The sequence below is a fragment of the Streptomyces sp. NPDC007875 genome, assembly GCF_042868035.1.
In the GTDB taxonomy this organism is placed as follows: domain Bacteria; phylum Actinomycetota; class Actinomycetes; order Streptomycetales; family Streptomycetaceae; genus Streptomyces; species Streptomyces antimycoticus.
The window spans coordinates 63,067-85,439 of sequence record NZ_JBIADZ010000018.1 but is presented as its reverse complement, the minus strand read 5'-3'; the positions used below and the strand labels follow the sequence as shown (position 1 = coordinate 85,439).

Genomic DNA, 22,373 nt, shown 5'->3' with positions numbered 1-22,373 from the left:
ACGTCACCGTTGAGCCCCACGGGCACGCGCCGCGTCGCCCGTATTCGACTGGGACCGGAGGTGCCATGGGACCGATCGTTCCACCCCTCGTTCCACCGTATGAGACCGTCGGCGACGGGCCGCACCATGTGATGGCGGTGCACGGCTGGTTCTCGGACCGTGCCGCGTACGCCGCGATGCTGCCGCATGTCGACCGGCGCGGGTTCACCTATGTTCTGCCCGATCTGCGCGGCTACGGCGAGGCGCGCGACATCCCCGGCGCGTACACCACCGGCGAGGCCGGGAAGGATCTGCTCGCGCTCGCCGATCACCTCGGCTGGGAGCGGTTCTCGCTCGTCGGCCACTCGATGGGCGGGGCCGTCGTCCAGCGCGTCCTGGCGGCCGCCCCGCAGCGGGTCCGCCGGCTGGTCGGGGTCGCGCCGGTGCCGGCCAGCGGAGTGCCGATGGAGGGCGAGCAGTGGCAGCTGTTCGCGGCCGCCGCCGACCACCCGGAGAACCGACGGACGATCATCGACCTCACCACCGGCGGCCGCCACCCGGCCGCCTGGCTGGACCTGATGGTGCGCCACTCACTGGAGCACAGCGAGCCCAAGGCGCTCCGCGCCTGGCTGGACTCGTGGGCACTGGAGGACTTCCACGAGGACATAGCCGGCGCCCAGGTGCCGGTCCGGATCGTGGTCGGCGCCCACGATCCGGCGCTCACGGCGGAGGTGATGCGGCAGACCTGGCTGCGCTGGTACGTCAACGCCGAGCTGGTGGAGCTGGAGTATGCCGGGCACTACCCCGCCGATGAGACTCCACAGGAACTCGTGCGGGCGGTGGAGGACTTCATCACGGCCGACGCGTAGCCGACGGTGAGGCGCCGGAGGAGGTCGCGGACGGATCGGTGGAGGGCGAGGTGGAAGACGAGGCGGACGGTGAGGCGGAGGCACTGCTGGTGTGCTTCGCCTCGCTCCGCTGGTACTTCTCCTCGCTCTCCCGGTACTTGGGCAGCAGATCCTTCAAGATCTTGTCGACATAGTCCTGCGTCTCGAGGATCTTCGGGATGCCGCGCGCCCGGAGCACCGCGTTCGGCCCCGCGTTGTACGCCGCGAGCGCGAGCTGGGTCGCCCCTAATGGGGTCTTGCTGCCCGGGACCACCTTGACCACCTCGTACAGATGGCACATGTAGCGGGCCTGCGAGGGGATGGCGTCGCGGGGCTCCCAGACATTGGCCTTGCCGTCGCCGTCGCCGTCCTGGCCCCACTCCTTCCAGGTGACCGGGGAGAACTGCGAAATGCCCTGGGCGTGCCCGGAGTCCGCGTCCGGACGCCAGCCGCTCTCCGCGTCGATCTGGGCGGCCAGCAGCGGCACGCTCAGCGGGGTGCAGGAACGCACCGCCGACTCCACGACGGGGCGCCGGGCCTCGGGTACCACCGGAAGCTCCGGTTCCGAGGGTGTGGTGAGATGCCGTACGACGAGCACCGCGGCGACGACCAGTGCGAGCCCGGCGACGAACGCCGCGACCAGCCCGGCGGCGCGGGTCAGCATGCCGGAGGCGGTACGGAAGGGGTACGCATGCAGGGACGGTAGCGGGTCTCGCGGGCCGATCCGTAATCGGTCGCCGACACGGCCCTATCGCGCCTGGTGGACCGGGGGCATCGGCTGCCCGGCGGGTGCCGCGGGGAGTGGTCCGGCCGCGTCCGCGCCCGGACGCTTCATCACATACGCCGCGCCGGAGCCCGCCGCGAACAGCGCGAGCACCGAGACCGCCGTGCCCAGCCAGGTGGCGCCGAGCCACTGGCCGCCGATATAGCCGAGGGCCACGCTGTACGCCGCCCAGGCGAGCCCGGCCACCGCGGACCACGGCAGGAATTCCTGCACCCTCCGGTGGGCCGCGCCCGCACTCAGGCTGACGACCGAGCGCCCGGCGGGCGCGAAGCGGGCTATCACCACGAGCGGACCGCCGCCGCGCACCAGCGCGGTGCCCAACTTCTCTTGTGCGGAGGTGAGTCGGCGGGATCGGGCGATGGCGCGGTCGAGCCGGTCGCTGCCGCGCCAGGCCAGCCGGTAGGCGACCATGTCCCCGAGGACGGAGGCGGTCGCGGCGCACAGCATCAGCCCGAACATGGCGGGGAAGTCGGCGGCGCCGGCCTGGCGCACCACGCCGACGGCGTCAACGGTGGTGCCGGCGGCCGCGGTGGCGGCGGTGATGACCAGAACTCCGCTGGGCAGGACGGGCAGGAAGACATCGAGCAGGACGGACGCCCCGATCACCGCATAGATCCATGGGGTGTTGGTCAGCGACCCCAGATGTTCCAACAACGTTCTACTCCCGATCCCGGTCCCCCCGCTGCGCATGTCGCCGGGAAGCGGCAGGCGTCAGCCTGTAACAGCCATACAGCGTACGCCTGTGACTGACGAGGATAACGGTAAGGGGCGTCATGATGTTGTTCGAATCACGCCATGCAGGGCGTTCGACCCTGCATGGCGTGATCGGTCAGGTGGTGCTGAATGTCGGTCGAATGCGGAGAAGTGATGCCTAGCCGACAGTCGACGGCTGGCGCCCCGTTTCGGGCGCCGCTTCGCTTGCGCGGGCCGAGCCGAATATCCGGTCCAGCGCCCAGGGGCCGGGGCCGGTGAAGACGAGCAGCAGCAGCGCCCAGCAGAACATCACGGCGGGCTCGCCGCCGTTCTGAATGGGCCACAGCTTCTCGGGCTGGTGCTCATGGAAGTACGCGTAGGCCATCGAGCCCGAGGAGATGAACGCCGCGCTGCGGCTGCCGACGCCGAGCATCACGAGGGCGCCGCCGACGAGCTGGATCACCGCCGCGTACCAGCCCGGCCAGGTACCGGCCTCGACGGTCTTGCCGGTGCCCATCATGCCGCCGAACCAGCCGAGCAGTGACGAGGCGCCGTGGCAGAAGAAGAGCAGTCCGACGACGATGCGGAAGAGGGAGAGAACGTACGGCCTGGCGCCATCGAGCGCCTCGGCCAGGGTGCGGGGGGTGGGGGAAGAAGGCATGGGAGGGGAGCTCCTTGCTCCTGGGGACAGGGAACAGCGGAACGCCAGGTTAGGTTCCCCTCATCTTTTGTTGCAAGTTCAAGTTCATGCCAATGTCGGTGCCCCGGAGCCCCCTTCATGACACCCGAAAAGCCGCTCTTCAGAGCCCCGCCGCGCACATCGGGACACCTTCCTGCAAGGTCTCTCCCGTATGCGCCACACGCAGCGCCGCGCGTGCTACCGCGTCCGTGTCGCAGAGGGTGACGGAGTTCACGCCCGGCCGCGCGCCCGCGGCCGTCACCCAGTGGACCCCCTCGGTCGGCACCCCGATGGCGAACCGCCGCGGATGCGGGCGGCCGTGGGCGTCCACCACCCGGTAGGGGGCGGTGGTGACGTCGAGTCCGCCGGTCTCGTAACCCTCCACGCGATGCGGACGGCACTGCCCGGTCTCCAGCAGATGGATCAGCAACTCATCGGCGGTCCGGCGCACATCCGGCTCCGGCAGCCGTGCCTCGATCAGGGTCGTGGCCACCACCTGCGGACCCGGCACCTTGGCCGATCGCGCGGCGAAACCAGCCCCTTCGGCCCCCGTGTCCGAGCTTTCCAAGGTCACTTCGAGCCGTGGGCCGAGAACGTCCAGGACGCCCGCCTCGATCAGCGCGGCCATCTCCTCGATCCGGCGGCGCGGCGGGCCGATCGAGAGAAAGGCGTTGAGCGGGGTGTACCAGCGGTCCAGATGGGCCCGGCGGGACGCCCCCGTCAGCCCGCCGTGGTCGACGATCTGCCGCACCTCGTTGCGGAGGTCGCGCAGAACGTCGAGGGCCGCCTTGACCGGGCCCTCGACATTGCCCAGCCGGGCGTGGGCCACATCCTGGTGGGCGTACGTCAGCAGCCACCGCCGGAACTCGTCACGCCCTGTGAACCGGCGTCCGCGATACGGCTGGGAGACCGCGTCCCAGGACCAGCGCTCCGCGTCCGGTATGCCGTACTCCGTGAGCACGGCGGCCTCTTCGGGGCTGCCGTGCCCGGTGGCCAAAAAGTGACTCCTGAAGCGTGTTGAGATGAACGGGGCGGGGGCGCCGGGCTCGGCCCCGGAGGCTTCCGGGGCCGCCGGGGCGCGGGTATCGGGTGCGCGGAGGGTCAGCAGCGCCTCGTAGTAGACCGTCTCGGCCTCCTTGGCGACCAGTGGCCATATCTCGGCGAGGAAGTCCGGCGGATCGCCGGAGTCCGCGCGCTTGCGGAAGTGGCCGAGCACATCGGGGGTCAGCAGCAGCGGGGTGTGCCGCCCGCACGGCCCCTTCGCGTTGTCGCCCCGCGCGTGGTACGGGATGCCCCGCCGCGACCCCGCGTACAGCCGTGGCTCGCGTCCCGAGGGCCGGTAGACCAGACCGCCGCGCGGATGCGGTGCGAACGTGCCGCCCCGGCCCGCCGTCAGCAGCGCCATATGGTCGAAGAAGTTGAGGCCGAGACCGCGCAGCAGCACCGGTTCGTCCGGCGCGATGGGCGACAAGTCGACATCGGCGGGGTTGGCGGGCGGGTAGTAGCGCAGCCCGTGCCGCTCCGCGTGGGCCGCGTACCGCCGCTCCGTGGCGTCGGTGGCCGCCGGCAGGTGACCCTGGGCCAGGACGACCGCGTGCAGCCCCTCCAGAGAGCTCCCGTCGTCCAGCGTCAGCACCTGCTCGCCGTCGGCCCGTTCCTCCAGCCGTACGGCGCGGGCCCGGTGCGTCCGGACGGTCACGGTCTCCGGCGCGCCCCGCACCACCTCGCCGAACACCCACTCCAGATAGCGGCCGTAGAGCGCGCGGCTCGGATAGTCGTCCGGGCCGAGGCCGGGCGCCAGACCGCGGGCCGCGACCCATTCGTACAGGCTCGGCCCGGTCCGCACCGGTCCGCCGCATTCGACGCTGGCGTCGGTGAACAGGGTCACCTGCGAGGCCACGGTGTTCATCAGCAACTCGGTCGGCTGGGCGGTGCGCCACACCCGTCCCGCACCGGGCGGCGAGGGATCCACCAGGTGCACCGTCAGCGGGGTGCCGGGCGCCAGTTCCGGGGCCGAGGCGCACAGGCGCTCCAGCACGCTGGTGCCGCGCGGCCCGGCGCCGACGACGGCTATCGCGTGAGGGTCTCCGGCCAAGGTCGTGTCTCCCGGGGCAGATGTGACGCAGGATGCGCGCCCATCATGCCGCTCGCTCCACACGAATCGACCTGGTCTCCGGAAGGTACCGCTCCGTTGTGGGCTGTATCACGTGACGTACGGCACGGAACGGTACCCAAGGGACCGACTACCCGGCCCAGTCCGTCTCCAGGGCCGTCACCAGCCGGGCGCCGCCGCCCGAGGCGTCCGACCGCGCCTGGTCCAGCCGCAGATGGGCGCCGCGGCCCTGGAGGGTCAGCGTCATGAGCTGGTTGCCGAACCAGGGCCCGCCCGTCTTGTGCCAGGTCAGGCGGGGGCCCGGCGCCCGCCCATGGCGCCGGAAGAGCCGGCCCAGGGCGCGGCCCGCCGCACTCCAGCCGAAGCGGAAGCCGAGCCGGATCGAGGCGTAGATGCTGTTGTGGACCGGAGAGCAGGTCAACTGCCGCACCTGGCTGCGGGGCGGCCGGGACGACCACCGCGACCAGTCCGGGGCGGCGACATAGGCGTGGTGCACATCGCCGGAGAGCACACTGATCGTGGCCGGTGCCCCCGGTGCGCCGCCCACCGCGGCGATGGTCTCGGTGAGCGCGTCGAAGGACTCGGGGAACGCCGCCCAGTGCTCCAGGTCGCCGCGCTGCCGCAGATTCTCGCCGATCCGCGCCCAGCGCCCACCGCGTCTGCCGCCGCACACCGAGGCGTTCCACGCCTCCACGTCATGCACGAAATGCGGCAGCAGCCAGGGCAGCGAGGTGCCGAGCAGCAGATGGTCGTAGCCGCCGAAGGCCCCGGGCTCTTCCTGACCGGGGCTGCCGGGGGTACGGTCCGCGCCCTCCATGGCCTGCTCGCGCACCCAGGCGAACTCCTTCTCGCTCAGCATCGCCCGCCGGCCCTCCTCCAGCACCCGCGCCGCGCGGGTGTCGACCATCAGCAGCCGGGTGCGGCCGAAGTCGCGGCGGTAGCTCCAGCGGGTGTACGACGGATCGGCGTCGGCGCGGGTGGCGAACTCCCGCAGTGCCTCGGTGCCGTCGTCGGCCGTGCGCACCTGCGCGTAGAGCGGGTCGGCGGCCAGTTCGGTGGGGGAGAGGTTGCCCAGGTGCTGATGGACCCAGTAGGACATCAGGCCGCTCAGTATCCGCTCCCGCCACCACGGGGTGGCGCGCATCCGGCGCTGCCATGCCTCGCTGGTGTTCCAGTCGTCGATGACATCGTGGTCGTCGAAGATCATGCAGCTGGGGACGGTGGAGAGGAGCCAGCGCACCTCGGGGTCCAGCCAGGACTCGTAGTAGAGGCGGGTGTACTCCTCGTAGTCCGCGACCTGCTCGCCCGGCGGCTCGCTCAGATCGCGGCGGGTGGCCAGCCAGCGGCGGGTCTCGGCGGAGGTCTCGTCCGCGTACACCTGGTCGCCCAGCAGCACCAGGACATCGGGGCGCGGGCGCTCGGGGGCGCGGGCCAGCGCCTGGGCGAGGGTGTCGAGCGCGTCGGGTCCGACGGGGTCGTGCGAGGCGTCGGAGGGCGGTGCGGCCCACCGGCAGGAGCCGAAGGCCACGCGCACGGGCGCGTCCGTCCCCGGGGCGGGGGTGCGGATGGTGCTGTCGGGGAAGGGGGAGTCGGGCAGCGGCCAGACCTGCTCACCGTCGAGCAGCACCCGGTAGGCGGTCTCCGCGTCCGGCCGCAGCCCGGTGACCGGGATCAGGGCGTAGTGGTGGCCGGCGATCTGCCAGGTGCGGGCGGTGCCGCCCGCGCCGTCGGCGCACCGCACCTCGGCCTCACAGGGCCGGTCGGCCTCGACCCAGACGGTCGCGCCGGTGCCGGTCTCCCAGTCGACCTGGCGCAGTAGTGGTCCCAGGCGCAGCCCGGCCATCCGGACCTCCTCCGTCGTTCTCTGATGTGCTCGTCATGCGTACGGTACGGAACGACGGAGGAGGTGCGGCGGTTCCACCCGGCGGTGTGCCGGTCGGTATGCCGTCTCAGCAGCCGTTGAGGATGCCGCTGAGCGCGGACTTCTCGGCCGAGTCGAGGCTGAGGCCGTAGGTGTACTTCACCGAGACCCACATGCGGGCGTACATGCAGTGGTAGGCGGTCCGGGGCGGCAGCCACTCGCCGGGGTCCTGGTCGCTCTTGGACTGGTTGACGTTGTCCGTCACGGCGATGAGCTGGGAGTGCGTCAGGTCATTGGCGAAAGCCTGGCGCTGGGCGGTGGTCCAGCTGTTGGCGCCGGACTTCCACGCCTCGGCGAGCGGGACCATGTGGTCGATGTCCACGTCGCTGGAGGCGGTCCAGGTCTCGCCGTCGTACTCGGAGTACCACGAGCCGCTGGTGGCCTTGCAGCTGGAGTCGGTCTGCACATTGGTGCCGTCGCGCTTGAGGACTTCCTCGCGGGTGTCACAGGAGCCGCTCTGGGTGATCCAGTGCGGGAACTTGTCGCGGCTGTAACCGTCGGTGGTGCCCTCGGTCTTGACGGTCAGCGAGGCGAGCTGGGTGCGGGCGGTGGCGGCGCTCGGCGGGGTGGGCGGGGAAGCCTGGGCGGTGGGCCCGCTCATGACGATCGTGCCCAGCAGGGCGACGAACCCGCCGAAGACGGAGGCGCGACGCGCGTAGACGCCACGGCGGGTGGGATGACGGTGCATGTCTGACATGCGAACTCCCTTGAGAGTGGGGGGTCGTTGGCCGCTGGTGCCCGGCCATGCTTGCGACGCCGGGTTTCCGTGGGGTGGGCGCCAGGTAACAGAGTGACGACGCGGTCATGTCAACGCAAGGGGTTCCAGGAGGCGGTTGGGGGTCACGTGGGCGATCCGGCGCGGCCGCCGCGGGCCGCGTGGTGGTCCGTGTGGTCCGTGCGCCCGTCGCCGCGGAGCTCGATCGGACCCGGACTGTGGGCCTGGTCACACTTCCCGACGGCTTCGGCGGCAGGGTACTGGGAGGCGCCTCATGCGTGACGGCGGGCACGGGGCGGCAGTTCGTGCTGATCGCGGAGGGCGCGGTGTGGCTGGGGCCGGTGGCCCGGGCGGCGGCCGCGCCGGAGGGTTCCCGTATTCTTGTCGGCAGCAGAAGGGGAGTAGCTCCTCGCCGGACCGTCGACATACTGCCCGCCCCTCGTGGTGCGGGCCGGCGCCCGGAGCGTACGGGACCACCGCGTGACGCGGAGGCCGTGCGCCAGCGAGACCTTCGGCCGCAGTGTCCGACGCTGCCGTGCCGAAGCGATCCCTCCCCGGGGCCCTTGGGTGCGGCCCGATCTACGAGGTATCCATTCCGTGTTCAGCATCACCGTCGCCGCCGTGGTCTTCGGCGTCGTCTTCCTCGCCGAACTTCCCGACAAGACCGCCCTGGCCGGGCTGATGCTCGGCACCCGCTACCGCGCCTCGTACGTCTTCGTCGGCGTGGCCGCCGCCTTCGCCCTCCATGTCGGGCTCGCCATCGCGGCGGGCAGTGTGCTCACCCTGCTGCCGCACCGGCTGCTGCAGGCGATCGTGGGGGTGCTCTTCCTCGGGGGAGCGACGATGCTGCTCCTCAAGAAGGACGACGGGGAGGAGGAGGTCCGCAAGCCTGCCGACCAGAGCTTCTGGAAGGTGTCCGGCGCGGGCTTCATGCTGATCCTGGTCGCCGAGTTCGGCGATCTGACCCAGATCATGACCGCCAACCTCGCCGCCCGCTACGACGACCCGCTGTCGGTGGGCGTGGGCGCGGTGCTGGCGCTGTGGGCCGTCGCGGGGCTGGGCATCGTGGGCGGCCGCACCCTGATGCGGTACGTACCGCTGCGGCTGATCACCAAGGTCGCGGCCCTGGTGATGCTGGCGCTGGGCGGATTCAGCCTGTACGAGGCCATAGCGGCCTGAGCGGGCCGCGCGCCCGGGCGTCCGCCTGGTGCGCCCGGGCGTCCGGGGGCATGGCTCCCCGGGCGTCCGAGGGCGTGGGGCGCCGGGCAGCCGGGGGCTGGGGCGCCGGCGCTCAGTCCGAGATGTGCAGCCGCAGGGTGCCGTCGGGCAGGGCCTCGACCCGCACCTGCTCCAGGTCCCGCACATGGGCGTCCGGGGCGTGCGCCGCGGCGCGCGGTCCGACGCCGACGACCCGCATCCCGGCCGCCCGGCCCGCCGCGATGCCGACCTCCGAGTCCTCGAAGACGACACAGTCGGCGGGGGCGAAGCCCAGCTCGGCCGCGCCCTTGAGGAAGCCCTCCGGGTCCGGCTTGCTCGCGCCGACGCACTCCGCGGTGACCCGCACCTCCGGCATCGTGAGCCCGGCGGCGCCCATGCGCGCGCCGGCGAGCCCCTTGTCGGCGGAGGTCACCAGGGCGTGCGGAAGGCCGGCCAGCGAGGCCATGAAGGCGGGCGCGCCGGGCACCGGCACGACGCCGTCGAGATCGGTGGTCTCCCACTCCAGCATCCGCTGGTTGTCGGCCAGGTTCTGCTCGACCGGCCGGTCGGGGAGGAGTACCGCCATCGTCGCGTGGCCCTGCCGTCCGTGGACGATCTGGAGCACGCTCTCCGCGTCCAGCCCCTGCTCGGCCGCCCACCGCCGCCAGCAGCGCTCGACGACGGCGTCGGAGTTGACCAGGGTGCCGTCCATGTCGAGGAGGAGTGCGCGGGCGGTGAGCGACATCGAGACTCCTGGGCGCGAGCGCGGAAAGAAACACAAGCGGCTCCGCCCGCCGGTCAGGGGAAGCGGGCGGAACCACTTTGTTCCTTCACGATACAAAGCGTGGCCCATATGCGCCAGGGGGGTGGCCCCCGCACGGCTCGTCTCTACGGCTCGTTGGTTCTGGATTCGAGGTCGCGGCGGGTGTTCTCGCCGTAGACACCATCCGGATCGCCCGTGATGTCGTGCTGGTCCTGGTAGCTGGAAACCACCCTCCGCACCCCGGCGTCGTAGTCCCCGTCCGCCGCGCCGATGTAGAGCAGCAGCTGGGACAGCCGCTTCTGCAGCTCGGCCACCTCGGGCCCGCTGTCGCCCTCGCGCAGCGCCGGCGGGCCGGTGGGCTCGGGGGGATCGGACGGGGCGGAGGTCGGACTGCCGGACGCGGTCGGCGCGGGCTTCGTCGCCGAGCCGGTCGCGGAGCCCGACGCCGAGGGGCGGGCGGTGGCCGAGGGGCCCGTCTCGCTCGGGGGCGCGCTCGCCCGTGCCGAGCCGGACGCGGACGGGCGCGCCGTGGCACTCGGCGAGGGGGTGCCGGACGACGGGCCGTCCTCCGCGGTCGGCAGCTCCTCCTCGACCGGGGCGCTGGCGGTGCTGTCGGCCAGCGTGCGGTCGCTCGCGCCGCCGCCGTCCTCCTTGTGGTCACCGCCGAGCAGACCGGTGCCGACCGCCAGCGAACCGGCCACGGCCACGGCCGCCGCCCCCGCGAGCACGGCCGCCACAACCCTGCGCTTGCTCTTGCGGTGCCGGGCGGGGCCGGGCTCCTCCCCCGGTGCGCCTCCTTCGGCGAAGGCGTCGCCGTCCGCCTCGCTCCCGCCGGGTCTCTCCTCGACGCGGTCGATCACCCGCGTCTCCTCGGTGTCCCCCTTCCCCGCCTCCTCCTTCTCCGCTTTCTTCCTCTCCGCCTCCTCGAAGAGACGCAGATCACGCGGATCGGGCCCGCCCGGGCGCTCCTCCGAGGGCGTCGCATAGGGATGCGGATGGGTCTGGTCGTCGGTCTCGCCTGCCGTCGCGGTGGACGCGGCGGCGCGTTCGGCACACGTACAGCCCGGGCGGCCGTTGGCGCGCGCCGGTGCGAAGCAGTGCGGGCAGGACTCTGCCGTCACGGAACTTTCCCTCCCTGGAGTTCGCAGCGATTATGCGCATCCGATCCCCTTCCGCGCAGGTGTTCGCCCGCCGTGCGGACCGGCACGGCGGGCCGTAACAGGGCATAAAGGTGAGGATGGGGTGAGGATGAAGAGGGAACGGAGGAGCGAGGAGGAGTCGCCATGGCGCGGGACGGCGGCAGCCCGGCTCCGACCCCAGGAGCCCCTGACGCCGTGGCCCCCGGCCCGGGAGAGGGCCGGCCGCGGCGCACGGTCCGCGTGGCCATCGGCGCGCTGCTGCTCGGCATGCTGCTCGCCGCGCTCGATCAGACGATCGTCTCCACCGCGCTGCCCACGATCGTCAGCGACCTCGGCGGCCTGGAGCATCTGTCCTGGGTCGTCACCGCGTATCTGCTCGCCTCGACCGCGGCCACCCCGCTGTGGGGCAAGCTCGGCGACCAGTACGGCCGCAAGAAGCTCTTCCAGACCGCGATCGTCATCTTCCTGATCGGCTCCGCGCTGTGCGGGCTCGCCGGGAACATGGCGGAACTCATCGCCTTCCGCGCGCTGCAGGGGCTGGGCGGCGGCGGCCTCATGGTCCTGTCGATGGCCATCGTCGGCGATATCGTCCCGCCCCGTGACCGCGGCCGCTACCAGGGCCTCTTCGGTGCCGTCTTCAGCGCCGCCAGTGTGCTGGGGCCGCTGCTGGGCGGGGTGTTCGTCGACCATCTGAGCTGGCGCTGGGTCTTCTACATCAACCTGCCCGTCGGCATCGTCGCCCTCCTCGTCGTCGCCTCCGCGCTGCAGATCCCGGTGCGTCGCACCTCGCACACCATCGACTACCTCGGCACCTTCCTGATCGCCGCGGTCGCCGCCGCGCTGGTGCTGATGACCTCCCTCGGCGGGGTCACCTTCGGCTGGGGGTCCTGGCAGATCATCGGGCTCGCGGTGGTCGGCATGGCGCTGCTGGCGGCCTTCGTACGGGTGGAGTCCCGCGCGGCCGAGCCGGTGCTGCCGCTCACGCTCTTCCGCAGCCGCACCTTCACGCTCTGCGCGGTCATCGGCTTCATCGTCGGTTTCGCGATGTTCGGCAGCATGACCTATCTGCCGACCTTCCTCCAGATCGTGCAGGGCGTCTCACCGACCACGTCCGGTCTCCACCTGCTGCCGCTGGTCCTCGGCACGCTCCTGTCCTCCACCGTCTCCGGCCACCTGGTCAGCCGCACCGGCCGCTACAAGGTCTTCCCGGTCCTGGGCACCGCGATCACCGCCGTCGGCCTGCTGCTCCTGCACCAGCTGCGGGAGTCCAGCGGGGTCGCGGAGATGAGCGCGTACTTCTTCGTCTTCGGCTGCGGTCTCGGCCTGGTCATCCAGGTGCTGGTGCTGATCGTGCAGAACTCCGTCAGCTATCAAGACCTGGGCGTCGCCACCTCCGGCGCGACCTTCTTCCGCTCGATCGGCGCCTCGTTCGGCGTCTCCGTCTTCGGCACGATCTTCGCCAACAACCTCGGCCCCCATATCGCCGACGCCCTCGCCGGACGACGCCTGCCACCCGGTATCACCCCCGGCGCCCTCACCTCCGACCCCCGGAGCCTTGGCCGGCTGCCCCCGGTGGACCGGGCGGCGGTGCGGCACGCGTTCTCCGTCTCCATCACCGATGTCTTCCTGTACGCGGTGCCGGTCGTGCTGCTCGCCTTCCTCCTCGCCTGGTACCTCCGGGAGGAGCCGCTGCGCGGCAGCGTCACCGCGCCCGACGGCAGCGAAATACTCGCCAGCAACCCCGTCCAACGCTCCTCGCGTGAGGAGTGCGCCCGGGCACTGTCCCTGCTCGGCAGCCGGGAGGGCCGCCGGAAGATCTACGTCGACATCACCCGACGCGCCGGCCTCGACCTCGGACCGGCCGCGAGCTGGATGCTGCTGCGCATCCAGCACTACGGCTCGGTCGAACCCGCGATGCTCGCCGAGCGCTCGCCCGTACCGCTGCGGGCCATCACCGAGGCGGCCCGGCAGATCGAGGAGCGCGGCCTGGGCCGCCGCTACGGACTGGACCTGATCCTCACGGACGACGGCCGCGAGGTCGCGCTCAGGCTCTACCGGGCCCGCGAGGCGTCCCTCGCGGAACTCCTGGGCGACTGGTGGTCGCCCGGCCGCCCGACCGACCTGAGCGAACTGGTGGACGAGCTGACGCATGAGCTGTGCGGTTCCGACGCGGAACAGCCGAGAGAGGAAACGCCCCGCCCCGACCACCGCCGCCCGCCGCCACCGCGAACGCCCTGACCTCGGGGGCCTCAGCCCAGTTCCTTGGCCATCCAGACCTCGGCGTACGGCCCCTCCGTGAAGGGCGGCACCTCCCGGTACCCATGCCGCGCGTACAGCGCGCGGGCCTCGACCAGGTCGAGGCGGGTGTCGAGCGCGATCCGCTCGGCGCCCAGTTCGCCCGCCGCCGTCTCGACGGCCGCGAGCAGCGCGGAGCCGCCGCCCAGCCCCCGTTTGGCGGGCCGTACGTACACCCGCTTCAGCTCCGCCGCACGCTTCAGTCCCGCCGTATGCCCGTCCAGCAGTCGCACCCCCGCACAGCCGGCGAGTTCACCGTCGTGATGCGCCAGCAGGAAGACCCCCCGCGGCGGGGCGAGATCGTCGCTGGGCATCTCCGCGAGCGCCTGCTCGATCTCCTCCGGGGTCGAGTCCCGCTCCTCGTGGAGCTGGTAGTAGCGGTCCGCGACATCGACGAGGTACTCGCGCAGCAGCAGGGCCGAGACCGGATCGCCGACGGGCCGGGCGGCGATCGTCCAGCCCCTCGTCGGCTCCGTCGCGGGGGAGGCGAAGGCGCGCGAACCGGCGTGGGCACGTGGCGTACTCGTCATGGTCGGCATCCTGGCACCCACCACCCGCCTCACGCATCGCAGTTTGAGGGCCGAAGACCGGGCTACCCGAATAAAGGAGCCCCCCGAACGCGGAGGGGGAAGCGAGCGGGAAGGCAGAAGCAGACCATGTCAACTGCTGTAATCAGCATCGTGGTTGTCGTCGCGGTCGTCCTCGCGGCCGCGCTCATCATCCGCGTCGTCCGTGCGGGCGCCGGCCGCAGGGAACGCGCTCTGCGACGCCGCTTCGGGCCCGAGTACGAACTGAACGTCGCCCAGCACGCGGGCGACACCAAGGCGGCGCACCGGGAGCTGGACGAACGGCTGCGGATGTACGGCGATCTGAGGACCCAGCCCCTGCCCGGTGAGCTGCGCGAGCGGTACGTGGCCGAGTGGGCGGCCGTGCAGGAGATGTTCATCGAGTCTCCGGAACGCGCGGTGACCAGCGCCGATCGACTGCTGGCCCGCCTCGCCCACGACCGCGGCTATCCGTCGGACCGTTACGAGGAGCAGGTGGCGGCGCTGTCCGTGCACCACGCCGAGCACGTGCAGGGCTACCGGCAGATCCATGACACGTCCGGCCTCGCCCGCGAGGGGCGCGCGGACACCGAGGAGCTGCGCGAGGCCATCGTGCACGCCCGGCCGTTCTTCGAGGACCTGGTCAGGCCCCCGCACCACGGCGCCACGACCGGCCCCGAGACCGCACGCCGGCCCTACGGCGAGCGGCGGAGCGGAAGCGGACTGCGCCGGTGGCTGCCCGGGACCGGTACCGGAACCGGATCCGTAACCAGGGCCGGGACGGGCCATACGCGGTTCGGCCACACCAGGAAGGGCGGCGCGTGGTGACGGACCCGAGCGACCCGGCGGAGCACGGCGGCCGGCGGCGCCATGGACTGGAGAAGCATGAAGTGGCGCCGCTGTCCCAGGGGGTGGGCAACAGGGACAACAGGGAAGCGGCGGATCCGATGACGTCCTGGCACTCGCCGATGCCGACGAACGGAACGCGGCCGTCGAACGGAACGCGGCCGTCGAACGGAACGCGGCCGACGAACGGAACGGAGCCGACGACACGACAGCCGTCCGGGGCGTCCGGACCGCCCGGGTCGTCCGCCGAGCAGCCGAACACCCCGAACGGCCCCAGCTTCCCCGTGCTGCCGACAAGCGAGCACGACATGCTGGCCCAGCGGCTGCGGTACGCCGTCACCGGCTTCGTCGACTCCCCACGCGGCGCCGTCGAGGAGGCCGATGCCCTGCTCGCGGAGGTGGCCACCCGGCTCGCCGATCTCCTGGCCGAACGCCGCGGCACGCTCCGTGCCGCCTGGCACGAGGATGACGCGGTCATCTCGGAGACGGAAGAGCTGCGGCTGGCGATGCGGGGCTACCGCAATGTGCTGGAGCGCCTCATCAGCATCTGACCGCCCAACACCACCAATACGCCCAGCGCCGGCAAAACAGTCAAAGCCACCGGGGCCACCTCTTGGTCACCGCCCGGATCCCCTCCGGGTGGTGGCCATCTCCCATTTCTGGGATATCTTCTCGAATATGAGAGACCCGGAGATCGCCGAACCGCTGGAGGCCCGTCTGGCCACCCGCCTCGGCGACTTGCGCAGGGAACGAGGCTGGTCGCTGGACGAGTTGGCGCGGCGGACGGGCATCAGCCGTTCGACGCTGTCACGTCTCGAACGCGGCGAGCTCAGCCCGACCGCCGCCCTGCTCAACACGTTGTGCGCGGCCTACGGGCGCACGATGTCGCGACTGCTGGCCGAGGTGGAGGCGGAGCCGCCCCAGGTGGTGCGCGCCGCCGCGCAGCCGGTGTGGCGGGACGAGACCTCGGGGTTCGCCCGCCGCTCGGTGTCCCCGCCGCATGCGGGGCTGCGTGGCGAGGTGGTCGAGGGCACGCTCCGCCCGGGCGCGGACATCGCGTACGACGGACCACCGGTCCCGGGCGTCGAGCAGCACATCTGGGTTCTGGAGGGCGCGGTGGAGATCACGGCCAACGGCCAGGCGTACGAGCTCGAGGCGGGGGACTGTCTGCGGTTCCGGCTGTGGGGAAGCTCGCGATTCCGCTGCGTGGGCCCCGATCCGGTGCGCTACGCGCTGATGGTCGTCCTGCCGTAGCGGCACCGCGATACCGCGGCACCGCGAGACCCCCGGCCCCACCCCGCAGAAGGAGAAGCACCCCGTGCCCGCACCACACCGGATCGACCGCTTGACCGCCGCCGACTTCCCCGACACCGTCAAGGGCCTGGCCGAGCTCCTGGTCGACGCCGTCGACGACGGTGCCTCCATGGGTTTCCTGGCCCCCTTCGACCATGAGACCGCCGCGGCCTGGTGGCAGACGCAGACCCCGGCGGTGGCCGGCGGCGCCCTGGCCGTCTGGGTCTGCCACGACGCCGACGGCATAACCGGCACCGTCAGCCTGGCCTTCTCCCAGAAGCCCAACGGCCGTCACCGGGCCGAGCTCCTCAAACTGATCGTCCATCGCGAGGCCCGGGGCCAGGGCATCGCCCGCGCCCTCCTGGCCACCGCCGAAGCCGCCGCCACCGCCGCCGGGGTCACCCTCCTGCTCCTGGACACCCGCACCGGCAGCCCCGCCGAGCGGGTCTACGGCGCCGAGGGCTGGACCCGCTACGGCATCGTCCCCGCCTACGCCGCCGACCCGGACGGCTCCCTGGAGGACTGCAGCTTCTTCTACAAACACCTCACGACGCCGACCGGGTCGTAAATCGGTCGTACCGGGGACGGGCCACGGCCTACGGTGGCGCGGTTGTGATCAGGCAGGTTCAGGCAGGGGCCATGAAGGGGCGGGGCGCGATGGAGCGGTACAGCGGGTGGACCGATGAGGGGTTCGGTGGTGTCGCCGAGGTGTTCGCGCGGAACTTCGAGGAGTTTCCCGAACTCGGGGCGGCGGTCACCGTTTTCGCCGGTGGACGCAAGGTCGTGGAGCTGTGGGGCGGGGTCGCGGACCAGGGGAGCGGACGGGCGTGGGAGAAGGACACCGTCGTGCCGGTGTTCTCGTGCGCCAAGGGCATCGTGAGCGTCTGCGCCCACCTCCTCGCGCAGGAGGGGCGGCTGGACCTCGACGCCCCGGTGAGCCGGTACTGGCCGGAGTTCGACCGGTTCGGCAAGGAGGCCATCACCTGCCGGATGGTCCTCGGGCACCGGGCGGGGGTCCCTGTGCTCGACCGGGTGCTGACGTTCGAGGAGATCGCCGACTGGGCGCCGGTGATCCGCGCCATCGAGGGGCAGACGCCGCTGTGGGAGCCGGACGCGTCGTACGAATACCACGGCCATGTCTTCGGCTTCCTCATCGGTGAGGTCATCCGGCGGATCACCGGCCACACCCCGGGCGCGTACTTCCGTCAGGCCGTGGCGGATCCGCTGGGGCTGCGGGCCTGGATCGGGCTGCCGACGGCGGAGATGGACGGGCGGGCCCGGCTGGTCGAGGCCGAGGGATGGCCCGGGATGCCGGGGCCCGAGCATCTGCTGACCCGCATCGTGACCATGAACGGCGCGCTGGTCTTCCCCGGCCTCGACGAGCCGCACGGCTGGAACGACCCGGCGCTGCTCGGCATGGAGCTGCCCGGCGCGGGCGCCACCGCGTCGGCGAGCGGGCTCGCCGGGCTGTACGCGGCGGCCGTGACCGGTATCGAGGGGCATCGGCGGCTGCTGAACCCCGAGACCGTGACGGACGCGGTCCGCGAGATCTCGTCCGGCAAGGGATGGCTGGGCTTCGACATGGGGGCGCGCTGGGGCTCGGGCTTTCTGCTCGACTCGCCGTCCTTCCGGCCGATGCTGGGGGAGCGCAGCTTCGGTAACGACGGAGCGGGCGGTCAGTTCGCCTTCGGCGACGACGAGTTCGGCGTGGGATTCGCCTATGTGACCAACCGCATGATCGGCCACGGCGACGCCCGCGCCACCCGCCTCGTCGCCGCCGTGCGGGAGTGTTTGGGCGGCTGATCGGCCCCCACCCCGCCGCTTCCCGAAACTGGGGCCCCGCGCCAGACCCCGCGTTCCAGGCACGAGGCCCCCGCCACGCGGCGGAGTCGCCTATCGATGCCGCGGGAAGGGGTTTGCCACCGGGAGCCTCTCCGGCGTTTGAGGAGCGGGGCCCGGGGCGGAGCCCCTGTTTCGGGAAGGGGCGGGGAGGGGGCAGCCCGCCGCAGGCGTCACGATCCGTTGGACACCCCCTACGCCGCACCCCACAGCTCGGTGCTGTGCGCCTTCACCAGCGCGCCGATACGGGCCGGCACCTCATCGGCCGGTAGCGGGTCCAGCCGGCGGCCGTCCCGCAGCCGCAGGGCCACCCGGCCGTCCTCGGCCTCCCTGGCGCCCACGACGGCCTGGTAGGGCACGAGGCGGGCCTCCCGGATCCGGGCGCCCAGGCTGCCGCGTTCCGGTCCGGCGAGCTCCGCGCGCAGACCGAGGTCCACGCACCGCCGCACGAGCGCCTCGGCGTGCGGCAGTTCGGCCTCGGAGATCGGCAGTACCACCAGCTGAGTGGGGGCGAGCCAGGCGGGGAAGGCCCCGCCGTGCTCCTCGATGAGATGGGCCACGGCCCGTTCCACACTGCCGATGATGCTGCGGTGGACCATGACCGGACGGTGCCGGGCGCCGTCCGGCCCGATGTAGTGCAGATCGAACTGCTCGGGCTGGTGGAAGTCGACCTGGACGGTGGACAGGGTGGACTCCCGGCCGGCCCTGTCGGCGACCTGCACATCGATCTTGGGGCCGTAGAACGCGGCCTCGCCCTCCACCGCCTGGTACGGCAGACCGGAGCGGTCCAGGACGTCGGTCAGCAGGGCGGTCGAGCGACGCCACATCTCGGGGGCGGCGACGTACTTGCCGCCGGGGCCCGGGAGGGAGAGCCGATAGCGGGCCGGGGTGATGCCGAGCGCCTCGTACGCCCGACGGATCATCTCCAGGGCCGCCCCCGCCTCGTCGGCGACCTGGTCCAGGGTGCAGAAGATATGGGCGTCGTTGAGCTGGATGGCCCGGACCCGGGTCAACCCGCCGAGCACCCCCGACAGCTCCGAGCGGTACATCCCGCCCAACTCGGCCATCCGCAGCGGCAGTTCGCGGTAGCTGTGGCCGCGGGAGCGGTAGATGACCGCATGGTGGGGGCACAGGCTCGGACGCAGGACGACCTGCTCCGCGCCCAGTTCCATGGGGGGAAACATGTCGTCGCTGTAGTGCGACCAGTGTCCCGACAGCTCGTACAGCTCCCGTTTGCCGAGCACCGGCGAGTACACATGCCGGTAGCCTGCCCGCCGCTCGGCGTCGCGGATGTACTCCTCCAGGGTGTGCCGTACGGTCGCGCCGTCGGGCAGCCAGTACGGCAGCCCCGCGCCGATCAGCGGGTCGGTGTCGAACAGGCCCAGCTCACGGCCCAGCTTGCGGTGGTCGGACATCGCGGTCTCCTCGTCGACGTGGCGAACGCCGGTGGATATCGGACGAGTGACCGCATGGCGAAGCCCCGGGGCACTCGCCCCGGGGCTTCGGATCAGAACATCGATCAGCGCGCCGGGACACTCTCCGGCGTCGTCGTCATGGCAACGAGGGCAGCGATGGCAGCGCGCTTCATGCCGATGACCGTAGCAAGGCCCGACGTGGCCCGCCCGGCAATTTCCGGGCACGGGCCTCGCCGGGCCACGGCTGCGGCGGGGCCGTCGGGCTATGGCCTGCGGCCGGGCCGCCGGTGCCGCCCTGCAGGGGTGCGGCCCGCAGCTGGTGGCCGGGGCCACGGCCCGCACTGGGCCGTTGGGCTACGGCCTGTTGCAGGGCTGCCGGGTCGCGGCCCGCACTGGGCCGCCAGGGCTAGGGCCTGCAGCCGGGCCGTTGGGCTACGGCCTGCAGCCAGGCCGCAGCGCCACGGCCCGCAGCCGCGGGTCGCGGGCCGTTACGCCCCCTCCGGCACCAGCTCCCCCACCGCGTCCCGCCACGCGGCCCGCGTCGCGACCGCCTGCCGCCAGGTGCGGATCGCCTTCGGGGGCATCCCGACCGCCAGCACACCGGCCACCCGGTCCCCGGAGCGGTAGACGGCCAGGAACTTCCGCTCCTCCAGGGCGCCCTCCACGATCGCGACCTCCTCGTGGCCGCGCAGATGGCCATGGGCCTGGATCCGGAGGTCGTACTGGTCCGACCAGAAGTACGGCACCGGGGCGAAGGGCCGCCGCTCGTCCGGGCGGAGGAGGTTGCGGGCCACGGCCATGCCCTGTTCGGTGGCGTTGGTCCGGTGCTCGATCCGCATCGCCGTACCGAACAGCGGATTGTGCCAGCGGGCCACATCCCCCGCGCCGTACACATCCGGCGCGGCGGCGCTGTACTCATCGCACTCCAGGCCGTCGCCCAGGGTGAGGCCACTGCCCTCCAGCCAGCCGGTGTTGGGCACCGAGCCGATCGCGACCAGCACCTCATCGGCCTCGACGAGCGTGCCGTCCGCCAGCCGCACCCCGCCGTCGGCCACCTCGGCCACCATGACCCCGGTGCGCAGATCGACCCCGTGGTCGTGGTGGGCCTGGGCGAGCACCCGTCCGACCCGCTCGCCGACCGCCGGGGCCAGCGGCACCGGCGCCGGTTCCAGCAGCGTCACCTCCGTACCGAGCCCCCGGGCGACGGCGGCCGCCTCGGCGCCGAGGAATCCGGCGCCGACCACCGCCAGCCGCCGCCCCGGCCCCAGCCGGTCCCGCAGGGCCAGGGCGTCGTCCAGGGTGCGCAGCACATGCGCGCGCTCCCCGCGGTGGCCGTCCCCGTCGCCGTCCCCGTTCCCGCCGCCGGGCAGTCGGCGCGGGCGGACGCCGGTGGCGATGACCAGGCCCTCGTACGGCACCCGCTCCCCGTCGGCCAGCGCGACCGTACGGCCCGCCAGGTCGAGGCCGGTCGCGGCGACCCCGAGGCGCAGATCGAGGCCGAGCGCGTCCAGATCGGCGGGCGCGCGCAGCGGCACCCGGTCGGGCTCCCACTGCCTGCCGAGGATCTGCTTGGACAGCGGTGGCCGGTCGTACGGGTGGTACGGCTCATCGCCGATGAGCGTGATCGTGCCCTCGTACCCCTCCCGGCGCAGCGTCTCCGCCGCCGCCAGACCGGCGGCGGATCCACCGACGACCACCACGTGCTTCACTTCTCGATCACCCGTATCGCCGCCGCCGGGCAGACCACCGCGGACTCACGCACATCGGCGTGGAGTTCGGACGCGGGCTGCTCGTCCAGCAGGATCACGATGCCGTCCTCCTCCCGCTGGTCGAACACATCGGGTGCGATCATCACGCACTGGCCCGACGCCACACACTTGGGCACATCGACTTCCACACGCATGGTGACTCCCTTGCCTCCGCTGCTCATGACGCCCAGGTGACGGGCAGTTCGTAGACGCCGTAGACCAAACCGTCTTCCTTGAACGGTAGTTGGTCGACTCCGGTCGCCAGCCGCAGAGTGGGGATACGGCGGTAGAGCGTGCCGTAGACCACCTGCAGCTCCATCCGGGCCAGCGGCTGGCCCAGGCACTGGTGGACGCCGAAGCCGAACGCCATGTGGCGGCGGGCGTCACGGCCGATGTCCAGCCGCTCGGGCTCGGGGAAGACCTCCTCGTCCCAGTTGCCGGTGCCGGTGTAGACGATGATCCCGTCCCCGGCGCGGATGGTCTCGCCGCCGATCTCGATGTCCTCCCGCGCGACCCGGCGCCGGCCGTTGTGCACGATGGTCAGATAGCGGAGCAGTTCCTCGACGGCCCTGGCGACAGCCTTCGGGTCGTCGGTCTCCCGCAGGACGGCGAGCTGGTCGGGGTTCTCCAGCAGGGCGACGGTGCCGAGGGCGATCATGTTGGCGGTCGTCTCATGGCCGGCGATCAGCAGCAGCACGCCCATGTTGGCGGCCTCGCGCTGGGTCAGCTCTCCGGCCCTGACCCGGGCGGCCAGCTCGGAGAGCATGTCGTCGGCGGGGTCGGCGAGTTTGGCGGCGACCAGCTCGTCCAGATAGTCGGTCAGCGCCTTGTTGGCGCCGACCGCGTCCTCGACCGAGGAGTAACGGTTGATCATGACTGAGCTGTTCCGCTGGAAGAAGTCGTGATCCTCGTACGGCACTCCGAGCAGCCGGCAGATCACCAGCGACGGCAGCGGCAACGCGAGTGCCTGTACCAGGTCGACCGGGGCCGGACCGGCCAGCATGGTGTCGATCAGATCGTCGGTGATCTTCTGGACCTCGGGCCGCATCGCCTCGATTCGCTTGATCGCGAACGGTCCGGTGACCATCCGGCGGATCCGGGCGTGTTCGGGGTCGTCCATGGTGAGGAAGGTCCGCCGCTGCGGGGCGTTCTCGCGGAAGGCGGCGGTCGCATGCGGAAAACCGGGCAGCGTGGCCTCGGAGCTGACCCGCGGGTCGGCGAGCAGGGCGCGCTGGTCGGCGTACCGGGTCACCAGCCACGGGGCGCTGCCGTCCCACAGCCGCACCCGCGTGACCGGCCGTTCGGTGTGCAGCGCCCGTGCGGCCGGGGGCGGGGCGAAGGGGCAGCCGGCCGCCCGCGGCATCGGAAATTCCGGAAGCGGCTCTTCCGCCTCGGTCGTGGTCTCTGTCAGCGTCTCGGTCATGTCTCTCCTCGGGTGGGGGATTCCGATGGGAGCGGAGCGTCAACCTTCGCGTGATGGGGACGTGAACCTTCGCGTTCCGGGGGACGTGGTGACCAGCGA

General features: G+C 72.1%; 21 protein-coding genes. 8 read left to right on the top strand and 13 right to left on the bottom strand.

The genetic code is table 11. The features are described from left to right. The first annotated feature begins 65 nt into the window (after positions 1-65). Positions 66-848, top strand: a complete 783-nt coding sequence (locus ACFYOY_RS31370) for an alpha/beta fold hydrolase (RefSeq protein WP_093461415.1) — start codon at positions 66-68, stop codon at positions 846-848. On the opposite strand, the gene ACFYOY_RS31365 is transcribed toward ACFYOY_RS31370, so the two are convergent. The 6 genes from ACFYOY_RS31365 to ACFYOY_RS31340 all read right to left on the bottom strand — a co-directional run bounded on the left by ACFYOY_RS31365 (position 832) and on the right by ACFYOY_RS31340 (position 7,753). Next, complete coding sequence (locus tag ACFYOY_RS31365; RefSeq protein WP_351882926.1) at positions 832-1,530, bottom strand: lytic transglycosylase domain-containing protein; 699 nt, start codon at positions 1,528-1,530, stop codon at positions 832-834. The genes ACFYOY_RS31370 and ACFYOY_RS31365 overlap by 17 nt on opposite strands. Before the next feature lie 84 nt (positions 1,531-1,614). Then, complete coding sequence (locus tag ACFYOY_RS31360) at positions 1,615-2,304, bottom strand: VTT domain-containing protein (RefSeq protein ID WP_351882928.1); 690 nt, start codon at positions 2,302-2,304, stop codon at positions 1,615-1,617. 217 nt (positions 2,305-2,521) lie between these two features. Continuing rightward, positions 2,522-3,004, bottom strand: a complete 483-nt coding sequence (locus tag ACFYOY_RS31355) for a DoxX family protein (RefSeq protein ID WP_351882930.1) — start codon at positions 3,002-3,004, stop codon at positions 2,522-2,524. A 139-nt stretch (positions 3,005-3,143) separates the two neighbouring features. Continuing rightward, on the bottom strand, positions 3,144-5,117 hold the full coding sequence (locus ACFYOY_RS31350) for an FAD/NAD(P)-binding protein (RefSeq protein ID WP_388590857.1): 1,974 nt from the start codon (positions 5,115-5,117) through the stop codon (positions 3,144-3,146). Positions 5,118-5,265: 148 nt separating this feature from the next. Beyond that, the gene (locus tag ACFYOY_RS31345) at positions 5,266-6,978 is read right to left on the bottom strand and encodes an alkaline phosphatase D family protein (RefSeq protein WP_351882934.1); all 1,713 of its coding nucleotides are present in this window, start codon (positions 6,976-6,978) and stop codon (positions 5,266-5,268) included. 106 nt (positions 6,979-7,084) lie between these two features. Beyond that, complete coding sequence (locus ACFYOY_RS31340) at positions 7,085-7,753, bottom strand: HNH endonuclease family protein (protein ID WP_351882936.1); 669 nt, start codon at positions 7,751-7,753, stop codon at positions 7,085-7,087. Positions 7,754-8,368: 615 nt separating this feature from the next. Here ACFYOY_RS31340 and ACFYOY_RS31335 point away from each other — a divergent pair. Further along, positions 8,369-8,950 (top strand): TMEM165/GDT1 family protein, encoded by a 582-nt coding sequence (locus ACFYOY_RS31335; RefSeq protein WP_351882938.1) that lies wholly within the window; start codon positions 8,369-8,371, stop codon positions 8,948-8,950. A 112-nt stretch (positions 8,951-9,062) separates the two neighbouring features. On the opposite strand, the gene ACFYOY_RS31330 is transcribed toward ACFYOY_RS31335, so the two are convergent. Beyond that, on the bottom strand, positions 9,063-9,713 hold the full coding sequence (locus ACFYOY_RS31330; RefSeq protein WP_388590854.1) for an HAD-IA family hydrolase: 651 nt from the start codon (positions 9,711-9,713) through the stop codon (positions 9,063-9,065). 143 nt (positions 9,714-9,856) lie between these two features. Beyond that, the gene (locus ACFYOY_RS31325; protein WP_388590852.1) at positions 9,857-10,852 is read right to left on the bottom strand and encodes a peptidoglycan-binding protein; all 996 of its coding nucleotides are present in this window, start codon (positions 10,850-10,852) and stop codon (positions 9,857-9,859) included. 162 nt (positions 10,853-11,014) lie between these two features. On the opposite strand from ACFYOY_RS31325, the gene ACFYOY_RS31320 reads away from it, so the two are divergent. Next, on the top strand, positions 11,015-13,108 hold the full coding sequence (locus ACFYOY_RS31320; RefSeq protein ID WP_351882944.1) for an MDR family MFS transporter: 2,094 nt from the start codon (positions 11,015-11,017) through the stop codon (positions 13,106-13,108). 11 nt (positions 13,109-13,119) lie between these two features. Here the strand turns inward: ACFYOY_RS31320 and ACFYOY_RS31315 are convergent, their stop codons facing one another. Further along, a complete protein-coding gene (locus ACFYOY_RS31315) occupies positions 13,120-13,695 on the bottom strand; it encodes a GNAT family N-acetyltransferase (protein WP_351882946.1) in 576 nt (191 codons plus the stop codon). 126 nt (positions 13,696-13,821) lie between these two features. Here ACFYOY_RS31315 and ACFYOY_RS31310 point away from each other — a divergent pair, with 126 nt between their 5' ends. The 5 genes from ACFYOY_RS31310 to ACFYOY_RS31290 all read left to right on the top strand — a co-directional run bounded on the left by ACFYOY_RS31310 (position 13,822) and on the right by ACFYOY_RS31290 (position 17,652). Next, positions 13,822-14,538 carry a hypothetical protein gene (locus ACFYOY_RS31310; protein WP_351882947.1) on the top strand — a complete coding sequence of 239 codons (717 nt, stop codon included), beginning with the start codon at positions 13,822-13,824 and terminating at the stop codon, positions 14,536-14,538. Further along, entirely contained in the window at positions 14,532-15,107 is a 576-nt protein-coding gene (locus ACFYOY_RS31305; RefSeq protein ID WP_388590849.1) for a hypothetical protein, read from the top strand. Before ACFYOY_RS31310 ends, ACFYOY_RS31305 begins: the two co-directional genes overlap by 7 nt. 127 nt (positions 15,108-15,234) lie before the next feature. Beyond that, positions 15,235-15,810: an XRE family transcriptional regulator gene (locus ACFYOY_RS31300; protein WP_351882951.1), complete on the top strand. Its 576-nt coding sequence runs from the start codon at positions 15,235-15,237 to the stop codon at positions 15,808-15,810. 64 nt (positions 15,811-15,874) lie between these two features. Then, entirely contained in the window at positions 15,875-16,417 is a 543-nt protein-coding gene (locus ACFYOY_RS31295; RefSeq protein WP_388590846.1) for a GNAT family N-acetyltransferase, read from the top strand. Positions 16,418-16,506: 89 nt separating this feature from the next. Beyond that, on the top strand, positions 16,507-17,652 hold the full coding sequence (locus tag ACFYOY_RS31290; protein ID WP_388590844.1) for a serine hydrolase domain-containing protein: 1,146 nt from the start codon (positions 16,507-16,509) through the stop codon (positions 17,650-17,652). A 230-nt stretch (positions 17,653-17,882) separates the two neighbouring features. Here ACFYOY_RS31290 and thrS read toward each other — a convergent pair whose 3' ends face one another. The 4 genes from thrS to ACFYOY_RS31270 form a co-directional block, all read right to left on the bottom strand. After that, entirely contained in the window at positions 17,883-19,142 is a 1,260-nt protein-coding gene (gene thrS / locus ACFYOY_RS31285; protein ID WP_388591002.1) for a threonine--tRNA ligase, read from the bottom strand. A 449-nt stretch (positions 19,143-19,591) separates the two neighbouring features. Beyond that, positions 19,592-20,812, bottom strand: coding sequence for an FAD-dependent oxidoreductase (locus ACFYOY_RS31280; protein WP_351882956.1), 1,221 nt, complete (start codon positions 20,810-20,812; stop codon positions 19,592-19,594). Beyond that, entirely contained in the window at positions 20,809-21,006 is a 198-nt protein-coding gene (locus tag ACFYOY_RS31275) for a ferredoxin (RefSeq protein WP_351882958.1), read from the bottom strand. Before ACFYOY_RS31275 ends, ACFYOY_RS31280 begins: the two co-directional genes overlap by 4 nt. A gap of 23 nt (positions 21,007-21,029) precedes the next feature. Next, positions 21,030-22,274, bottom strand: a complete 1,245-nt coding sequence (locus ACFYOY_RS31270; protein ID WP_388590842.1) for a cytochrome P450 — start codon at positions 22,272-22,274, stop codon at positions 21,030-21,032. Positions 22,275-22,373: the final 99 nt, after the last annotated feature.

What these genes read in the sequence shown, in the direction of transcription:
- ACFYOY_RS31370 (WP_093461415.1), top strand. Translation starts at nt 66, where the DNA reads ATGGGACCGATCGTTCCACCCCTCGTTCCACCGTATGAGACCGTCGGC.
- ACFYOY_RS31365 (WP_351882926.1), bottom strand. Translation starts at nt 1,530, where the DNA reads ATGCTGACCCGCGCCGCCGGGCTGGTCGCGGCGTTCGTCGCCGGGCTC.
- ACFYOY_RS31355 (WP_351882930.1), bottom strand. Translation starts at nt 3,004, where the DNA reads ATGCCTTCTTCCCCCACCCCCCGCACCCTGGCCGAGGCGCTCGATGGC.
- ACFYOY_RS31345 (WP_351882934.1), bottom strand. Translation starts at nt 6,978, where the DNA reads ATGGCCGGGCTGCGCCTGGGACCACTACTGCGCCAGGTCGACTGGGAG.
- ACFYOY_RS31340 (WP_351882936.1), bottom strand. Translation starts at nt 7,753, where the DNA reads ATGTCAGACATGCACCGTCATCCCACCCGCCGTGGCGTCTACGCGCGT.
- ACFYOY_RS31330 (WP_388590854.1), bottom strand. Translation starts at nt 9,713, where the DNA reads ATGTCGCTCACCGCCCGCGCACTCCTCCTCGACATGGACGGCACCCTG.
- ACFYOY_RS31320 (WP_351882944.1), top strand. Translation starts at nt 11,015, where the DNA reads ATGGCGCGGGACGGCGGCAGCCCGGCTCCGACCCCAGGAGCCCCTGAC.
- ACFYOY_RS31315 (WP_351882946.1), bottom strand. Translation starts at nt 13,695, where the DNA reads ATGACGAGTACGCCACGTGCCCACGCCGGTTCGCGCGCCTTCGCCTCC.
- ACFYOY_RS31310 (WP_351882947.1), top strand. Translation starts at nt 13,822, where the DNA reads ATGTCAACTGCTGTAATCAGCATCGTGGTTGTCGTCGCGGTCGTCCTC.
- ACFYOY_RS31300 (WP_351882951.1), top strand. Translation starts at nt 15,235, where the DNA reads ATGAGAGACCCGGAGATCGCCGAACCGCTGGAGGCCCGTCTGGCCACC.
- ACFYOY_RS31290 (WP_388590844.1), top strand. Translation starts at nt 16,507, where the DNA reads ATGGAGCGGTACAGCGGGTGGACCGATGAGGGGTTCGGTGGTGTCGCC.
- ACFYOY_RS31275 (WP_351882958.1), bottom strand. Translation starts at nt 21,006, where the DNA reads ATGCGTGTGGAAGTCGATGTGCCCAAGTGTGTGGCGTCGGGCCAGTGC.
- ACFYOY_RS31270 (WP_388590842.1), bottom strand. Translation starts at nt 22,274, where the DNA reads ATGACCGAGACGCTGACAGAGACCACGACCGAGGCGGAAGAGCCGCTT.